Below are 17,857 nucleotides of genomic sequence, written 5' to 3' on the forward strand. Positions count from 1 at the left end.
CATACATGCTGACACTGCTGCGAAATGCCCGGCTGAAGTACAAATTCTGGTTGCTGAACATTGTCGTTTTTGCAGTTCTCTGCTTGCTCGTTCTCTATGCCATGAACACGATTGCCGGGCAGACCGGCCGGTCGTTCAACGAGGTCTTCGCTGATACAGCACCCGGCTTCGCGCTGGTTGTGGCAATACTCATGGTGCTAGAGATGGCCGGGTCCCAGCTGCTGATCTCGTTTATCGAACGCCACGTGAACCGCCTGAAAAACACCATGGTCGACGTTCAGGCTTCGGGCAATCTTAGCCAGCGGGCGGTGGTGGATTCCACCGACGAAATCGGCGAGATGGCCAGCGCCTTCAATGCCATGCAGGACCGCACCATGGGCGTGGTCCGAAGCATGAAGGAAGCCATCGAACGGCTGCACCAGGAGGTCGAGGAGCTGACCGCGGCCGCCGAAGCCCGTCGGGATGACCTCGGTCGCCAACAACAGGGCGCCGACCGGTCCGCGGAAGTCATCGAAACCATGCTGCAGAGCTTCACCGGCATCGCCGAACAGGCCGGGATTGCCAAGACTCTCTCCCACGAGGCGAGCGATGCCGCTCGCGACGGCAGCAGCCGTGTCGGACAGAGTGCCGACAGCATCCGCAAGCTTGCCGATGTGGTGCGCAATTCCGCCAGCAGCGTCGAAGCCCTGGCCGAAAACAGCCATGAAATCAGCCACGCCATCACCGAAATCCGGGGCATTGCCGAGCAGACCAATTTGCTGGCCCTGAACGCGGCCATCGAGGCGGCCCGAGCTGGCGAACAGGGCAGAGGGTTTGCCGTCGTGGCTGATGAAGTCCGTAAACTGGCCCAACGGGTCCAGGACTCCACCGATCAGATTCAGGGCACGATCGATCGGCTTCTAAGCGCCATCAACACCGCCGTAAATCAGATGACCGGAAGTTCCGAGGATGCCACCCGCTGCGTCGAGGAATCCGAGGAAGGCCGCCGGGCCCTGGAAGCCATCAACGAGGTGGTCAGCCGGATCGATCATACCAACCAGAAAATTGCCAACGTCTCGGCAGACCAGACCGCCGGCACCGACGATGTGCTGGCTAACGTTCAGGGCATTCGCGAGACCACCCAGAACATGGTGACCCAGCTTGCGGAAAGCGCGGATATGAGCCGCCGCCTGAAAAAGCTGATCGATTCCCTGGAAGAAGCCTCGTCAAAGGTCACGGTTCACTGAGGTTTATGGCACACTCTGCACTCGTTTGAACTGGCAGAGTAGTTGTTCATGAATCGTCTTCGCGCCCTGTATGACCGCCTGATTTTTCCGCATCCCGTTATTATCCTTGCGGGTTTTGGCCTCCTTCTAGCCATCGCCGCTATCAAATTCGGCGAATTCCGCCTGGATGCTTCCGCCGAATCCCTGGTACTGGAAAACGACCGTTCCCTCGAACAATACCGCCAGGTAAACCGTCGCTTTACCACCTCGGACGATTTCCTGATCGTCACCTATACCCCCGAAGGTGAACTGTTCTCCGAAGATGGGCTGGCCAGACTGGGCGCGTTGCGGGATGAACTGCAAGGCCTGGAAGCCGTAGGCTCCACCAACAGCATCCTGAACGTACCCCTGCTCCACAGCCCGGATCTGACGCTGGATACCGTGGACAGCGAGATCAAAACCCTGGACGACCACGATGTAGCGCCGGACACAGCCCGCCAGGCGCTTCTCAACAATCCGCTCTACCCCAACCTACTGATCAGCGAAGACGGGCGAACCACTGCCATACAGGTCAACCTGCCCACGCCGGATCGCTATTTTGAGCTGCTGAGAAAGCGCAACGATCTTAGAGACAAGGCCGATGCCGGCAAAGCCTCCGAGGCCGAGTTGGCCGAACTGGAACAGGTAAAACAGGATTTCATCGACTTTACCGAAACCCTTGGGGTCGAGCGCGATGCCACCATCCGCACGGTTCGCTCCATTCTCGACACCTACCGCGACGGCGCAGACATCCACCTGGGTGGGGTGCCCATGATTGTGGCGGACATGATCCGCTTCATCGAGAACGACCTGTCTACCTTCGGGCTCGGCGTCCTTGCGTTTCTGCTGCTCACCCTGGCCATTATTTTCCGGCAGTGGCGCTGGGTTCTGGTGCCACTGTTGTGCTGCAGCTTTACCGTCTGGCTGATGGTCGGCTTTCTGGGCTGGGCCCAGTGGCCGGTGACGGTCATCTCCTCCAACTTTATTTCCCTGCTGCTGATCATGACCCTGTCGCTCACCATCCACCTGATCGTGCGCTACCGGGAATTCCAGCACGACGAGCCCGAGGCAAGCGCCAGAGACACCCTGCGCAACACCGTAATGGCGATGATCAAGCCCTGCTTCTACATGGCCATCACTACCATTGTCGCCTTCGGCTCGCTCACCTTCAGCGGCATTCGCCCGGTCATCGATTTCGGCTGGATGATGACCCTGGGCCTGACCGTGGCTTTTCTCATCACCTTTATTGTTTTCCCGGCCCTGCTCACCCTGTTGCCACCACCACTGGACAGCCGGGTTACCTCTGACAGGGTTCCCTTCACCGATGCCTTTGCGCGGTTCACCGAACACTTCGGCAAGACAGTGTTGGTCGGCTCCGGCCTGATTGCGGTGCTCTGCGTAGTCGGCCTGAACAAGCTGACGGTGGAAAACAGCTTTATCGACTATTTCAAATCGTCCACCGAAATCCATCAGGGCATGATCACCATCGACAACCGCCTGGGCGGTACCACGCCCCTGGACGTGGTTATCACCGACGATCCGCCACCGGAAGGCGCGAGCGGCGGCGACCCGTTTGCCAGTGACTGCGACCCGTTCGTGGAAGACTGCGGTGCCGGAAAGGAATACCGCGATACCTGGTACACCTACCAGAAAATGGAACAACTGGAGGCGGTTCACGACTACCTGGACGGACTACCGGAGACCGGCAAGGTGCTCTCGATCAACACCACGCTGGATATCCTCGCCCAAATCAACCAGGGCGAGCCCCTGGACGCCCTGGAACTGGCGTTTGTACCCGCTGCGGTTCCGGATGACCTGCAGGATACCCTACTGACACCCTACATCTCGGAGGAGCACGACCAGGCCCGATTCAGCATCCGGATCCTGGAAACCATGCCGGAACTGCGTCGACAGGAGCTCTTGAACCGCATCCATGAACATCTGACAACGGAACTGGGGTACTCGAAAGATCAGGTACTCTTTGCCGGCATGACGGTGATGTACAACAACATGCTGCAGAGCCTGTTCGATTCTCAGATCAAGACCATCGGCGTAGTCTTCGCCGCCATCATGGTGATGTTCCTGATCCTGTTCCGCTCACTGAAACTGGCCCTGATCGGCATCGCCCCGAACCTCATCGCCGCCGGCTCGGTGCTCGGCCTGATGGGCTGGCTGGACATTCCCCTGGATATGATGACCATCACCGTGGCGGCCATTACCGTCGGCATCGCCGTGGACGACACCATCCACTACATCCACCGCTTCAAAACCGAGTTCCAGAAAGACGGCAACTACATCGCCACCATGCACCGCTGCCACCGAAGCATCGGCCAGGCCATGTTTTTCACCTCGCTGACCATCATCTCCGGGTTCTCGATACTGGTGCTGTCCAACTTCATCCCGACCATCTACTTCGGGTTGTTTACGGGGTTTGCCATGTTCATGGCTCTGGTTGGGGCGCTTACGCTGCTTCCTCGGCTCATTGTTCTCGTTAAGCCCTTTGGCTCGGGGGTGTAGGTTTGGGCTGGGCTCCTAGCCTTCTAGGTTTGGGGGTGGCTCGGCAGGTGTAGGCCTTTGCCAGAACCGCTACGAGCACATCCATGTGCGCTTGACGTCGGCCATCCTTGGCAGCCGACATTCTGGCAAAGGCCTACACCTGCCAAGCTTCAGAAATAGGAGCTATAGGAAGACACTCGGCGCCCAATATCCCGGACAAGCAGTTAAGCAGTGAGCGATGACTGAATCGTTCGAAGAACAGGGGTGTGGTGCCCTCCCAAAAATGTCTGTGGCCAAGGATGGCCACAGCCAAGCGCACATGGATGTGCTCGTAGCGGTTTTTGGGAGGGCGCCACACCCCTGTTCCTCCCCCAAAACCAGCAGGCTAAGGACACAAAAAAAGGGCCACATCCAAGGATGCGGCCCTTCTCCAACAGTGTCAGAGGGAAAGCAGGATTACTGCATGCCCTGACCTTGCCCCTGCTGCATCTGTTGTTGCATCTGACGACGCTGCTGCATTTGCTGTTGCATCTGCTGCATACGCTTGTCCAACTCGTCGCGCTGCTCCTGGGTAAACACGCTGTCGACCTTCGCCTGCATCAGCGTGGACAGAGCCGCGATCTCGCCGGTCACATCGCCCAGCTCTTTGGCCTGCTCGCGAATAGCGGCTTCATCAAAGTCTGATTTGATCTCACCCTGCATCTGCTGCTGCAGCGCACGGGCTTCCTGACGGAGTTCTCCGATTTCGCCCTGCATCTCGTCGATGATGGCACGGATTTCAGTTTGCTGATCTTCGGTCAGCCCCACCATCTGTGCCAGTTGATCTACCTGATCCGGCTGGCCACCGGATTGCTGGGCCATGGCCGGGACCGACAGGCTGAGGGCTACCAGGGCAGTACCAAACAGTTTTACGAGCTTCATAAATGTCTCCGTTAACAGGGTGGCCACAATCTGAATACCACCGACATACATTGGTTTCATCGTTCAGGGACTACACCCTAAAACATACGGATACGGTTTTTCACCCCGATCAGCCCTCTTTTTGTACATACTTCTCAGTATCCCGCGCCAAAAGCCGCCACACACGCGGATTCAAACAAATGTGAAAGTTTGGTCATTCCCCTTCATAATGGCGCCGTTTAACCACATCCGGAGCAAACAAGATGGCCATTAACTGGTTTCCAGGGCATATGCACAAGGCCCGCAAGGAGATCAAAAAAGTCATGCCGCAGATGGATCTCATCATCGAAGTGGTTGACGCGCGTATTCCTTTCAGTAGCGAAAACCCGCTCGTGCCGGCCCTTCGTGGTGATACGCCTCTGATCAAGGTATTGAACAAGCGCGACCTGGCGGATCCAGAAATTACCGAACAATGGTTAGCCTGGCTCGAGAAAGAACGTGGGGTTCGCGCCATCACGCTTACCCACAACCAGCGCAATGAGGCACTGTCCATCCTCAAGCTGGCGGAAGAGATGACGCCCGGTCACGATCGCCAGAAGAGCGCATTGCGGGTGATGATTCTGGGCATTCCGAACGTCGGCAAGTCCACCCTGATCAACACACTGGCGGGACGACCTGCGGCCAAAACCGGGAACGAACCGGCAGTAACCAGGGCCCAGCAGGCTATCAAGTTGCCCAACAATGTTCTGCTCTACGATACCCCTGGCTTCCTCTGGCCGAAACTGTCGCCCGAAGCCTGTGGTTACCGTCTGGCGGTTACCGGAGCAATTAGAAGCGCGGTTCTGGATTTTGAGGATGTGGCCATGTTCGAGGCCGAGTATCTGCTGGAAGCCTACCCGGACTTGGTCAGGACCCGCTACGGCTTTGAGGAACTGCCGAAAGATGCCCTGGCGCTGATGGATGGCATTGCCGCGAAACGCCGATTTTTCGGGCGGGGCGGCGTTCCGGACCTGCACAAGGTCTCGGAGGTACTTCTCAACGAATTCCGGTCGGGCAAGCTGGGACGCATTTCCCTGGAAACCCCGGAGATGGTCGAACGCGAAGCCCGGGCCGCCGAGGAAGCGGCAGACTGAGCGACCCCTGAGCTCCCCTTACCAAGGTCAAATATCGTATCCGGGCCAAAGCGCCTAGACTGTCAAATAACGTTATTGATCGCAGGATCGGCCATTTCGGCCGGTCGGTAAGGAGGAACTTATGAGACGCGTCGTCGTCACCGGCATGGGCATTGTGTCCTGCCTCGGAAACTCACTGGACGAGGTCACCCAGAGCCTGAAGAATGGAAAATCAGGCATCCGCTTCAACGAAACCTATAAGGAAATGGGCTTCCGGAGCCAGATTGCAGGCTCGGTGGATGTGGACACGTCCGTTATCGACCGCAAAATTCGCCGGTTCATGGGCCCGTCCGCCATGTACAGTTTTCTGTCCATGGAGCAGGCCATCGCCCAGTCGGGGCTGACCGAAGACCTGATCTCCAACGACCGCACCGGCCTGATCGCCGGCTCCGGCGGCGCTTCCTGCTCAAGCCAGGTGGAAGCCACCGACATCATGCGCGAGAAAGGCGTAAAGCGCATCGGGCCCTATATGGTCCCCCGCATCATGACCAGCACAGTGTCTGCCTGCCTGGCCACCGCCTACAAGATCCGTGGCGTGAACTACTCCATGTCTTCGGCCTGTGCCACCAGCGCCCACTGCATCGGCCACGCCATGGAGCAGATCCAGGCTGGCAAGCAGGACATCGTGTTCGCCGGCGGCGGTGAAGAAGAGGACTGGAGCCTGACCATGATGTTCGATGCCATGGGAGCGCTGTCCACCAAATACAACGATGCACCTGAAACGGCTTCCCGCCCCTTCGATGCCGGCCGTGACGGTTTCGTGATTGCCGGCGGTGGCGGCATGATGGTGCTGGAAGAACTGGAACACGCGAAGAAACGCGGTGCCAACATCATTGCCGAGCTGACCGGCTACGGCGCCACATCGGACGGCTATGACATGGTCGCGCCTTCCGGCGAAGGTGCCCAACGCTGCATGAAGCAGGCGATGGCCACCATCCGGGGCAAGATTGACTACATCAATGCCCACGGCACCAGCACCCCGGTTGGCGATGTTGCCGAGATGGGCGCGGTGCGGGCCACCTTCGGTTCCGGCATCCCGGCCATTTCCTCAACCAAATCACTCTCTGGTCATTCGCTCGGCGCTGCCGGTGTTCAGGAGGCCATCTACTCGCTGCTGATGCTGCAGAACGGGTTCATTGCCGGCACCAAGAACCTGAACAATCCGGACGAGAAAATCAGCGATATTCCTCTTGTAGGCCCTGAAGGTCGGGAAGCCTCGCTGAACACCGTGATGTCCAACAGTTTCGGATTCGGCGGAACCAACGCGTCCCTGGTATTCGAGAAACTCTGAAACCGCGATGCATAAGGGCCTGCGGGCCCTTATTTTTTTACAATATATTCTAAGATCATTCAGCTTGATTATTGGCAAAGACGGCCATCCGTATTAAGGTACATAGTTGACATGGATCAAATCGGACGGATTATCACGTATGGCTCAAGCAATTCCGTTTCGTCAGGCATCTCCCCTCAAGGCGTCCTGCCACCAGTGCAGTCTGAGCAACCTGTGCCTGCCCCTGGCAATTGAAGAGAATGACCTCGACCGCCTGGAAGACATTGTCCAGCAGGGGCGGATCTTCAACCGTGGTGAACACATCTTCGACCAGAGCACGCCCTACCGCTCCTGTTTTGCGGTAAAAAGCGGCTCCATAAAGACGTCGATCATTACCGAGAATGGCGAGGAACAGGTGACGGGCTTTTTCATGCCCGGGGAGCTGGTGGGCCTGGACAGCATTGGCAGTGAACATTATGCGTGCACCGCCAAGGCTCTGGAACGGACCAGCGTGTGTGAGTTCCCGATGGAGAAACTGGAGGAGCTGACCGGCAAACTGCCCGAGTTACAGCACCATATGTATCACCTGATGAGCCAGGAGATCCAGAACAGCCATCAACTGGCCATGCTGCTGAGCAAGAACACCGCAGAAGAGCGCATTGCTGCACTGCTCTTGTCGCTGTCCAGCCGATTCCAGCGCCGCCGTATGTCGCCGACCAACTTCAGTCTGCCCATGGCACGGAACGACATCGCAAACTTCCTGGGCCTCGCCGTCGAAACGGTAAGCCGGGTGTTCACGCGCTTTCAGAATCAGGGCATCATCAAGGCCCGGGGCCGGGAAGTCGAACTTCTGGATATCGAAGCCCTGCAAATGGTCAGCCGGGAATTCTCCCGCCAGTGCAATAACTGAGAAACTGCGTTTTGCCCGCCGTTGCCACTAGCCGGCGGGCTCACTCTCCACTTCCCTGCCGTTATTCTTTTTCAACATCGTCAGCTCATCCACCAGGCCGGAGCGCCAGGGCATCTGCTTGATGCCGAAGGTATTGCGGATCTTGGTGCAGATCAGCGTGGTATTGACCGGCTCAAGATGCCCCCACTCGGGCACCTCGTCCACCACCCGGATCCCTTCGGGAATACCGGGCAGCCCGGCAATCGCCAGGCCCAGCTCGTACAGATTGATTTCCTCAGCACCGGCGTACTGATAGGTGCCCCAGACCTCGGCCCCGCAATCAAGTTGCAGAACCACCGCCTCGATTACCCGGGCCAGATCACGGACCGATACGGGTTGCCCCCGGCATCGTCCGGGCAGTGACAGTATTTCACCGGCAGCCGTACTGGCCTGCACCTTCCGGATGAACCGTGCCAGGCTCCAGCCGGTCCGCAGGATAATATGCCGAGGCAACAGGGTCCGCAGGGCCTGCTCGCACTCCCATTGCCAGTTACCCAGCTCATTCACCGGCTGCCCCGGATTGGAAGTGATGTACCCGCTTTGCTTCCGGCCATCGAACACGTAGCAGGAGGACAGCTGGAGCAGTGCCATACCACGATCACGTGCAAACTCGGCCATGGCCACCGGTAGCGAGAATGCCGCCATATGGACGCCCTCAGGATCATTCTCGGCGACCTCCGGATCGGCCATCCAGAGTGCATTTACGATCAGGTCGGTATCTTCGGGAATCCAGTTCTCCAGTGCATCAAGATCGGCGTTGGAGGGATCGCTGACAAGCAAAGGGCTGACGTGCAGGTGCGTTGCACGCAAGCGCTCCAGCAAAACCTTCCCCAAAGGGCCGTAATCGTGAACAACAAGTACATGCACGAGGATTCAATGCCTCCCGATATCACTGATGTGACGTTATTTCGGAACCGGTCTGGCCAATGGCTTCTGGATTCCGGCGCCTACACTGATGCAGTCTGAATTTAATGCTTTGCTATTTCTTTCAAGAGCATACAACAACAGGAACTGTCATGCTGAAACAACAGAGCCACATTGTGGCGCCGATCCCTGATGAGTTGCGAACCCGGGCCCTGTATACCGTCGGCGAACTGCGCGAACGCGGCAAGGCCGACAAGGAAGCCATCGACAAACTCTTCAACCTGATTGTGGACATGACCGAAGAAGGTCTGGACTTCTTTTTCCTGGAGCCGCTTCGCCGCCTGCATGCCAGCAGCATGATGATGGGCATGGCCAAAATGGGCATCAGCAGCATGCTCAAGGGCAGCAAGATGGTCGTGCACAAGGTGCTCAAAAAGCTGGACGACCGCAGCCTCGCTGCCATTCTCGACTTTATCGAGGAAATCATTCACGAACCGGAACCGGGCTGAAAAAGCGCGCCACAACGCTACCGGTATTGCCGCGGTACCCGCCCGGTGATGCCGGTCATCAACTCGTAGGAGATGGTGCCGGCACAGGCGGCTACCTCATCGACCCCCACGGTGCGACCCCAGAGTTCAACGCTGTCACCCTCCTTCGCATCGGGTGCATTGGTGAGGTCCACCGCCAGCATGTCCATGGATACCCGGCCAATCAGTCTGATCCGCTGGCCGTTGATCGCCGCAGGCGTATTGGTGCCGGCATGCCGGGGGTAGCCATCACCGTAACCGATCGCGACCATGCCCATCCGGGTGTCCCGATCGGCAACCCAGCTGGCCCCATAGCCAACAGACTCGCCCGCCGGCACCATCCGGGTGCTGATCAACGGCGCCTCAAGCGACATAACCGGCTCGAGGCCAAGCTCGGGACCGGTCGTGCCCACCATTGGTGAGCCGCCATACAACATGATTCCGGGGCGGCTCCAGTCAAACATCGGCTGGCCCGGTCGAAAATGGGCGGCCGAATTGGCAACGCTCTTCATTAAATCCGGGAACGAAGACGTGGCCTTTTCAAACACCGTAGTCTGTTGCGCCGTCATTGCGCTGTCGGGATCGTCGGCGCACGCAAAATGCGTGACGAACCCCAGGAGCTCTGTATCAGCGCTCATGGCCTGTAACCGGCTCATCACCCCGGCCAGTTCGTCCGGATGAAAGCCGAGACGGTTCATACCGCTGTTCACTTTCAGCCAGAAAGCGGGCCATGTATCCAGACGCTCCAGCCACGCCAGTTGCTGGAAACTGTGGAACACCGGCTCAAAGCCACTCCGGGCGCATTCAGCGATATCCGCTTCAGCATGGACGCCCTGAAGCAGGACGACCGGCTGTATCAGACCTGTTTCCCGAATGGCACGCGCTTCTTCCAGGCAAGCCACTGCGTATTTCGGCGCCAGGCTTTCCAACGCCGAAGCCACCGGCCCGATGCCGTGGCCATAGCCATCGGCTTTCACCACGGCCATCACCCTGGCCCCGCCTGCCCGCCGCTGGGCAGTCTGGAAGTTCCGGCGCAAGGCGTCCAGATCAATGCGGGCAATCGTACTGCGGGGCATCAATACTCCCCGCCGTAGTCGCTATAATCGCCGTGGGCCAGATCTTCGAATTTCGTGTACTTGCCGATAAACGCAAGTCGGATAGTGCCGATGGGGCCGTTCCGCTGCTTACCAATAATGATCTCGGCAATGCCCTTGTCCGGGGTGTCCTCGTTGTAGACTTCATCCCGGTACACAAACATGATGACGTCGGCGTCCTGCTCGATGGCGCCGGATTCCCGCAAATCCGAGTTCACCGGGCGCTTGTTCGGCCGCTGCTCAAGACTCCGGTTAAGCTGGGACAGGGCCACCACCGGGCAACTCAACTCTTTGGCGATACCCTTCAGTGACCGGGAAATTTCCGAGATCTCAGCGGTCCGACCCTCGGTGTTGCCGGGCACCCGCATAAGCTGCAGGTAGTCGACCATGATCAGGCCAATCTTGCCGTCGTTTTCCCGGGCAATACGGCGCGCCCGGGAACGCATCTCGGTGGGGCTCAGGCCCGGCGTATCGTCGATATAGAGCGGCTTGTCTTTCAGAAGGCTCACCGCCGACGTCAGCCGGGGCCAGTCGTCTTCTTCCAGCTTGCCGCCGCGAACCTTGGTCTGGTCAATGCGCCCGAGCGACGAGAGCATACGCATGGCAAGAGCATCCGCCGGCATCTCCATACTGAACACCAGAACCGGCGTGCCGGTGCTGATCAGGGCATTCTCGACAATATTCATCGCAAAGGTCGTCTTGCCCATGGAGGGGCGACCCGCCACGATGATCAGGTCCGAGGGCTGCATGCCCGAGGTCTGCTCATCCAGATCCTTGAAACCGGTGGTCAGGCCGGTGGTCTGCTCACCCGACTCAAACAGTTCCTCAATCCGGCTCAGGGTCTTGGCCAGAATGGGGTTGATGGCCTGCGGCCCGGAACCCTCCTTGACCCGCGCTTCGGCAATCTGGAAAACGCTGCGCTCAGCCTCATCCAGAATCTCATTGCTGTTTCGCCCGAGCGGATTAAAGGCCGAATCGGAAATCTTGCCGGACACCTCCACCAGTTGGCGCAGAATGGAGCGTTCGCGGACGATATCGGCGTAGGCACGGATGTTGGCGGCACCCGGGGTTTTCTCGGCCAATTCGGCCAGATAGGACAAACCACCGGCATCTTCGATATCACCGGCCCGCTCCAGGAATTCGGCGAGGGTTACCACATCCAGCGGCTCACTCTCACTGGCAAGGCGCTCCACAGCGCCAAAGATCAGCCGGTGGTCCTGTCGGTAAAAATCGGCGGCCGAAATCACCTCGGAGATCTCGTCAAACCGGCGATTGTCCAGCATCAGGCCGCCCAGGACCGCCTGCTCTGCTTCGACAGAATGAGGGGGAACCTTGATCCGGCTGGTTTCGAGATCGGTACTCGCGGGCTTCAGATTGGGCTTGGCCATGAACACATCTTCAGTTGCACATCATAACCACGACAGTTTAAGCGACCTGCCGAAGCAATGGGAGGGGGTTACAGGGACTTAACAGCATACCAGAAAGCAACAGGCCCGAAAGCCGCAAGATGCGGTTCGGGCCTGTCAGGTTGGCCGGCACCAGCCTCTGAAGAGGCAGTGGGGCCACCAGCGTATTACCAGAGCCGGGGCAACCCCGGCACCGTTTCCAGAGAAAACGGCTTACTCGGCAACAACCGCCAGCTTGACGCTTACTTCAACGTCGGAGTGCAGCTGAAGCTCGATCTCGTACTCGCCAGTCACCCGGATCGGGCCTTCCGGCAGACGAACTTCGCTCTTCTCTACTTCGGTACCACCGGCAGTGATCGCGTCAGCGATGTCGCGCACACCGATAGAACCGAACAGCTTGCCTTCTTCACCGGCCTTGGAGCTGATGGTGAAAGCGGCACCCTCGAGGGCCTCGGCGCGGGCCTGGGCAGCAGACAGCTTCTCAGCAGCTGCTTTCTCAAGCTCGGCACGACGCTCTTCGAACGCCTTCAGGTTTGCTTCGGTGGCAGGTACAGCCTTGCCATAAGGAAGCAGGAAATTACGACCGTAACCGGCCTTAACCTTTACCTTGTCACCCAGGGAGCCAAGGTTTGCAACTTTCTCGAGCAGAATAACTTCCATCTCGTTAACCTCTTCGTGCTTTATTCAGCCGGCCCGGCAGGGCTTATACGCCTCCGGATATCCAGCCAGCTATCCACAAAAGCCAGAACCACTAACAGAATCATCAGGCTTGGGCCCAAAAGGATCAGCGCTACATAAAACATCGCCAACCAGTTCCCACTGAGCTTTTTCAAACCAACAACGCCGTGCACCAGTGCCAGGCTGGCCAGGAACAACGGTGTTCCCGCAGCCCAGGCAAGCAACATGGAATTCAGCCCGAGGATCGGACCAACCACCATGGTCACTGCACACAACACCGCAATCGGCGCCGACAGCCGCAGACTATGGAATTCCTTGCGGAACCCACCGGGGTTATAAAGCCCCGCCTGCCAGGACCGCGCCAGCATGGTCATGCCCACACCCGTTGCCAGGTAGGTGCCGGCCATACTCGCGTTCATCGTGTCGCGGATAACCCTGTCGAGGTCATCGCCGAGACTCTGCGCGATTTCGGCATTGTACTGTTGGTAAAAGCTCACCCCGGCCTGGACCAGATCATCCAGCAAGCCCGGGTAGACCACAGGCAACATCAGGCCTGTGACGATTGCGAGAAAGCTTCCCGCAAGCAGGGCTTTTTCCCAGGACTGCGTGGTTCTGATCAGCGACGCCATGAGCATCACCTGGAGCAATACAGCCAGAGCGGTCGGGTCCTGCCCGAAAACGCTCCAGCCAAGCGCCGGAAGTAATGCCCAGAGCCCGATATTGAGCCCCTGGCTGATGCCAAGCCTGAGAATAACCAGGCCGACAACGGCTGCGCCAATCCAGAACAACAAGGGCACTGCAGTCGTGACTGCTGCTACCCCGCCGGCCTGGAAGGGACCGCGCATTACATACTGTGCAAGTGCACGCATGGTCCCAAGTCCTGTGTTTCTGTTACTTAGTTATCGTGGCTGTCCGAGTACGGCAGCAGTGCCAGGTAGCGGGCACGCTTGATAGCGGTAGCCAGCTGACGCTGATAACGTGCTTTGGTGCCGGTGATGCGGCTGGGCACGATTTTGCCGGTTTCAGTGATGTAGCCTTTCAGGGTGTCCAGATCTTTGTAATCGATCTCCTTAACACCCTCTGCCGTGAAGCGGCAGAACTTACGACGTCTGAAAAAACGAGCCATAACTTAACTCCTCAACTCCGGTTAATTACTCTTCTTCGTCCTGGGTTTCAGCACGCTGACGTGGCTCGTCAGATTCGGCTGAACGACGCGGGCGATCATCGCCGCCACGACGGTCTTCACGGGACTCGGAAGCTTTCATCGGGGACAGGTCTGTATCCGCACCGTCACGGCGCAGGATCATGTCGCGGATGATTGCATCGTTGAAACGGAAGTTGTGAGTCAGCTCGTCCATCGCGGCCTGTGAACATTCAACGTTCATCAGTACGTAGTGAGCCTTGTGAATCTTGTTGATCGGGTATGCCAGGTGACGACGGCCCCAATCTTCCAGGCGATGTACCTTGCCGCCATCTTCAGTGATGACGCCGGTATAACGCTCGATCATCGCGGGCACCTGCTCGCTCTGATCCGGATGTACCATAAAAACGATTTCGTAGTGACGCATGAGTTCTCCCTACGGTTTAAACAGCTTCCTTTTTACCGGCACGGCGTTGAACCCGCGACCGACAAACATGAAAGCAAGGAGTTGACAGCTGCTGCTGCCGGTTTCTTTTTGCTTTATCAATAAGGCTTTACAAGAAAGGCTTGATCAAAAGCTTGGCCCGGTATTGCCTGCAATCAGGCAATACAAAACCACCCCTTAAAAAAGGGGTCACGTATTCTAGGCGGGGAAGGCCCTGTGTGCAAGGGTTAACCAAGCCGCTGGCGCAGTGCTTCGTATAGGCAAACACCCGTAGCCACAGAGACGTTGAGGCTGTCTACGTGGCCGAGCATGGGGATATTGATCAGCTGATCGCAGTGCTCGCGGGTGAGCCGGCGCATACCCTTGCCTTCGGCGCCCATCACCAGCGCCACCGCCCCCTTGAAATCGGCCTGGTAAAGGGTGGCGTCCGACTCACCGGCGGTGCCAATCAGCCAGACACCCTGATCCTGCAAACTGCGCAGAAAGCGGGCAAGGTTGGTGACCCGCACAAAGGGCACCGTCTCGGCAGCCCCACAGGCGACCTTTCGGGCAACCGGCGTCAGTGAAGCAGACTTGTCCTTGGGCACGATAACTGCCTGAACACCAACCGCATCGGCTGTGCGCATACAGGCACCAAGGTTGTGAGGATCGGTTACGCCATCAAGTACCAGCAGGAACGGCGATTTGTCACTGGCGGCCAACTGGGCCAGCAGATCATCTTCGGTCCATTCCCGGCTTTCACTGACAGCCGCCACAACACCCTGATGAACACCGGACACCCGCTCATCAAGCTCCTTCCGGTGCACAACCTTCCACTTCACCCCAAGGCTGTCCAGGGTATCGGTAATGCTCTTGACCCGCTTATCCTGCCGGCCGGTCTGGATCCAGACCTGCTGAAGACGCTCAGGCTCGCGCTTGAGGACAGCCTCAACCGCGTGCCAGCCAAACACAAACTCTCCGGACACTGGTTCTGCTTCCTGTTACTTGCCTGATTTTCGCGGCTTGGCTTTTTTGTCGTCTTTGCCAGCGCCACTACCCTTCTTGCCTTTTTTCAGGGCAAGTTTCGCAGCCTTTGCAACCAACTCATCTCTGGCAGACGGCGTTTCATTATCATCGAAGGCCTCGGGCCCCTTTTTCTTCGATGACGCCGACGCCGGGCGTTTCCTCGGGCGCTTCAGGCCAGGCTCGCCGGGTGATGAGCCCTTCTGGCCAGGCTTGGTTCTGCCGGGCGGCTTGCTACCTTTGCCGGGGCCGCGCTTTCCCTTGCCTCGCTCGCCTCTATCAGGAACCTTGAGCGCGTCGCGATCTGCCTGTCGATGCACGGGCTCGCTGATCAACTCCAGGTCGATCTTGCGATCTTCCATTCCAACCCGAACGACTTTCACACGAACTTCATCACCAAGCCGGAAGCTCATTGCCGTGCGCTCACCGATGAGGCGATGCTTGGCTGAATCGTGATGGAAGAAGTCACCGCTGAGCGTCGACACGTGCACCAGCCCCTCTATGTAGACGCCAGAAAGCTCCACAAAGAAACCGAAGGGCACAACGGACGCAATGACACCGTCGTACTCCTCACCGACATGATCACTGAGGTACTCACACTTCAGCCAGGCCATGACATCCCGGGTGGCATCGTCGGCACGGCGTTCTGCCATCGAGGTATGCTCACCCAGCTGCTCCATCTTGGCCAACTCGTAGGGATACTCAGCAAGCTCGGGATCCGGCTTCGGAGGCGGAATCACGTCCTTGGAAGGCTGCCCCCCGTGAATAACCGATTTGATTGCCCGGTGATTAATAAGATCCGGGTAACGTCGGATAGGCGATGTGAAATGGGCATAACCCGCATAGCCAAGACCAAAATGGCCGCCCTCTTCCGGGCTGTAGACCGCCTGACTGAGTGAGCGCAGCATAACTGTCTGGATCACATTGGCATCCGAGCGGTCCTTGATACTGTTCAGCAGTTCCTGGTAGTCCGCAGACGTGGGGTTATCACCACCACCCAATTGCAGGCCCAGTTCGCCCAGGAACAGCCGGACCGCATTGAGACGCTCTTCGGACGGGCCATCATGCACCCGGTAAAGTGCCGGCAGTTTGTGCTTTTTCAGGAATCGCGCTGTGGCAACGTTCGCGCACAGCATGCACTCCTCGATAATCTTGTGGGCATCGTTTCGCTGTACCGGCACGATCTCTTCTATCTTCCGGTCGGCGTCAAACACAATCTTGGTTTCGGTGGTTTCGAAATCGATTGCGCCACGCTCGGTGCGGGCCTTGCGCAGCAACTGGTAGAGCCCGTAGAGATTGTGCAGCTGCGGGAGCACATTGGCGTATTGCTCACACAGCCTGTAGCCCTGTTCGGTATCCGGGTGCTCCAGCATGGTGCTTACCTTGTTGTAGGTAAGCCGCGCATGACTGAACATGACCGCTTGATAGAAGCTGTAGCTGCTGATATTGCCCGCGGCGCTGATGGTCATATCGGCCACCATGCAGAGGCGGTCGACCCCCGGGTTCAGCGAACACAGGCCATTGGACAGCTTTTCCGGCAGCATTGGCACAACGTGGTCCGGGAAATAAACCGACGTACTGCGGTTTACCGCCTCTTCATCCAGTGGTGTACCTGGCCGGACGTAGTGGGAAACGTCGGCAATCGCAACCAACAGGCGATAGCCACCACGGGGCCTTGGCTCGCAATACACGGCATCATCAAAATCACGGGCCGTCTCGTCGTCGATCGTTACCAGCCTGAGATTGCGTATATCCTTCCGGTTAGCTTTGTCTTTTTCTGTGACTTCTTCCGGAATTGCTGCTGTTTGCTCACCCACGGAGGGCGGCCAGCTATGGGGAATGTCGTAGGAACGAATGGCAACGTCAATCTCCATGCCTGGCGCCATATGTTCTCCCAGCACCTCAACAACCTTGCCCAATGGCTGGGTGCGTACGGTAGGCTGACGAACAATATCCACCACCACGTACTGGCCATGACGGGCATTGCCGCAATTCTCCTGGGGAATGAGTACCTCATGGTTGATCCGCGCATTCTCCGGCACAACGAAGCTGATCCCGCTTTCCTGGAAAAATCGTCCCACCGTCTGACTGGTCCGGTACTCCAGAACGTCAACGATCACACCTTCCCGCCGGCCGCGGTCATCCACCCGATCTACCCGGGCAGCCACCCGATCACCGTGAAACACCTGGCGCATCTGCCGGGCGGTGAGGAACAGGTCACTGCCTCCGTCGTCAGGGATCAAGAAACCGAAACCATCCTTGTGACCAACCACCCTGCCGGCGACCAGTTCGGCCTCTTCAATCGGAAGATAGGCCCCACGGCGGTTACATATCAGCTGCCCGTCACGACACATGGCAATGAGACGCCGACGCAGAGCCTCGATACCCTCCGGGGAATTCTGTCCGAGCTCGTCACAAAGCGTCTCATGTGTTGCCGGGGCACCACGCTCCTTTAGGTGCTCGAGGATGAACTCCCTGCTCTGGATCGGGTTGTCGTATTTTTCTGCTTCACGACCTGCGTGCGGATCTCTGTCTGTCTTTTTTCTCGAAGCCATTCGTGTCCTTGTCCTGGTACCGTAATGCGGTGTGTCTTGATTGAATTTGATCCCGAGTATAACGCTGGTGCAAAGGAAGTGCCTAACCACACAAAGAATATAGGCACAAATACC

The 17,857-nt window shown here is 58.1% G+C and carries 16 protein-coding genes; 6 read left to right on the forward strand and 10 right to left on the reverse strand.

Annotated elements, in window-relative coordinates:
• Positions 1-5: 5 nt before the first annotated feature.
• Together J3362_RS18235 and J3362_RS18240 are read left to right on the forward strand one after the other, a co-directional pair.
• Positions 6-1,226 carry a methyl-accepting chemotaxis protein gene (locus J3362_RS18235; protein WP_349521660.1) on the forward strand — a complete coding sequence of 407 codons (1,221 nt, stop codon included), beginning with the start codon at positions 6-8 and terminating at the stop codon, positions 1,224-1,226.
• A gap of 48 nt (positions 1,227-1,274) precedes the next feature.
• Complete coding sequence (locus J3362_RS18240) at positions 1,275-3,761, forward strand: efflux RND transporter permease subunit (RefSeq protein ID WP_349521661.1); 2,487 nt, start codon at positions 1,275-1,277, stop codon at positions 3,759-3,761.
• Between the two features lie 435 nt (positions 3,762-4,196).
• Here J3362_RS18240 and J3362_RS18245 read toward each other — a convergent pair whose 3' ends face one another.
• On the reverse strand, positions 4,197-4,661 hold the full coding sequence (locus tag J3362_RS18245; RefSeq protein WP_227499692.1) for a Spy/CpxP family protein refolding chaperone: 465 nt from the start codon (positions 4,659-4,661) through the stop codon (positions 4,197-4,199).
• Between the two features lie 242 nt (positions 4,662-4,903).
• Here J3362_RS18245 and ylqF point away from each other — a divergent pair, with 242 nt between their 5' ends.
• From ylqF to fnr, 3 genes are all read left to right on the forward strand, one after another.
• Positions 4,904-5,773: a ribosome biogenesis GTPase YlqF gene (ylqF, locus tag J3362_RS18250; RefSeq protein ID WP_349521662.1), complete on the forward strand. Its 870-nt coding sequence runs from the start codon at positions 4,904-4,906 to the stop codon at positions 5,771-5,773.
• Positions 5,774-5,894: 121 nt separating this feature from the next.
• Positions 5,895-7,103: a beta-ketoacyl-ACP synthase I gene (gene fabB / locus J3362_RS18255; protein WP_349521663.1), complete on the forward strand. Its 1,209-nt coding sequence runs from the start codon at positions 5,895-5,897 to the stop codon at positions 7,101-7,103.
• Positions 7,104-7,242: 139 nt separating this feature from the next.
• Entirely contained in the window at positions 7,243-7,992 is a 750-nt protein-coding gene (gene fnr, locus J3362_RS18260) for a fumarate/nitrate reduction transcriptional regulator Fnr (RefSeq protein WP_014576153.1), read from the forward strand.
• 27 nt (positions 7,993-8,019) lie between these two features.
• Here the strand turns inward: fnr and J3362_RS18265 are convergent, their stop codons facing one another.
• Entirely contained in the window at positions 8,020-8,898 is an 879-nt protein-coding gene (locus tag J3362_RS18265) for an SDR family oxidoreductase (protein WP_008176370.1), read from the reverse strand.
• Positions 8,899-9,047: 149 nt separating this feature from the next.
• On the opposite strand from J3362_RS18265, the gene J3362_RS18270 reads away from it, so the two are divergent.
• Positions 9,048-9,404, forward strand: a complete 357-nt coding sequence (locus J3362_RS18270) for a hypothetical protein (RefSeq protein WP_053114594.1) — start codon at positions 9,048-9,050, stop codon at positions 9,402-9,404.
• A gap of 17 nt (positions 9,405-9,421) precedes the next feature.
• Here the strand turns inward: J3362_RS18270 and alr are convergent, their stop codons facing one another.
• The 8 genes from alr to rnr all read right to left on the reverse strand — a co-directional run bounded on the left by alr (position 9,422) and on the right by rnr (position 17,743).
• Entirely contained in the window at positions 9,422-10,498 is a 1,077-nt protein-coding gene (alr, locus tag J3362_RS18275; protein WP_349521664.1) for an alanine racemase, read from the reverse strand.
• Positions 10,498-11,904 carry a replicative DNA helicase gene (dnaB, locus tag J3362_RS18280; RefSeq protein ID WP_041644976.1) on the reverse strand — a complete coding sequence of 469 codons (1,407 nt, stop codon included), beginning with the start codon at positions 11,902-11,904 and terminating at the stop codon, positions 10,498-10,500. Before dnaB ends, alr begins: the two co-directional genes overlap by 1 nt.
• Before the next feature lie 231 nt (positions 11,905-12,135).
• Positions 12,136-12,582 (reverse strand): 50S ribosomal protein L9, encoded by a 447-nt coding sequence (gene rplI / locus J3362_RS18285; RefSeq protein WP_008176379.1) that lies wholly within the window; start codon positions 12,580-12,582, stop codon positions 12,136-12,138.
• Between the two features lie 20 nt (positions 12,583-12,602).
• Positions 12,603-13,469: a hypothetical protein gene (locus J3362_RS18290; RefSeq protein ID WP_349521665.1), complete on the reverse strand. Its 867-nt coding sequence runs from the start codon at positions 13,467-13,469 to the stop codon at positions 12,603-12,605.
• A 26-nt stretch (positions 13,470-13,495) separates the two neighbouring features.
• On the reverse strand, positions 13,496-13,726 hold the full coding sequence (gene rpsR / locus J3362_RS18295; RefSeq protein ID WP_007154918.1) for a 30S ribosomal protein S18: 231 nt from the start codon (positions 13,724-13,726) through the stop codon (positions 13,496-13,498).
• A 25-nt stretch (positions 13,727-13,751) separates the two neighbouring features.
• Positions 13,752-14,168 (reverse strand): 30S ribosomal protein S6, encoded by a 417-nt coding sequence (gene rpsF / locus J3362_RS18300; RefSeq protein ID WP_008176389.1) that lies wholly within the window; start codon positions 14,166-14,168, stop codon positions 13,752-13,754.
• A gap of 245 nt (positions 14,169-14,413) precedes the next feature.
• Positions 14,414-15,151: a 23S rRNA (guanosine(2251)-2'-O)-methyltransferase RlmB gene (rlmB, locus tag J3362_RS18305; protein ID WP_349521666.1), complete on the reverse strand. Its 738-nt coding sequence runs from the start codon at positions 15,149-15,151 to the stop codon at positions 14,414-14,416.
• A 15-nt stretch (positions 15,152-15,166) separates the two neighbouring features.
• Complete coding sequence (gene rnr / locus J3362_RS18310; RefSeq protein WP_349521667.1) at positions 15,167-17,743, reverse strand: ribonuclease R; 2,577 nt, start codon at positions 17,741-17,743, stop codon at positions 15,167-15,169.
• Between the last annotated feature and the right edge of the window lie 114 nt (positions 17,744-17,857).

The sequence above is a fragment of the Marinobacter sp. NFXS11 genome, from assembly GCF_040148675.1.
Classification (GTDB): Bacteria; Pseudomonadota; Gammaproteobacteria; order Pseudomonadales; family Oleiphilaceae; genus Marinobacter.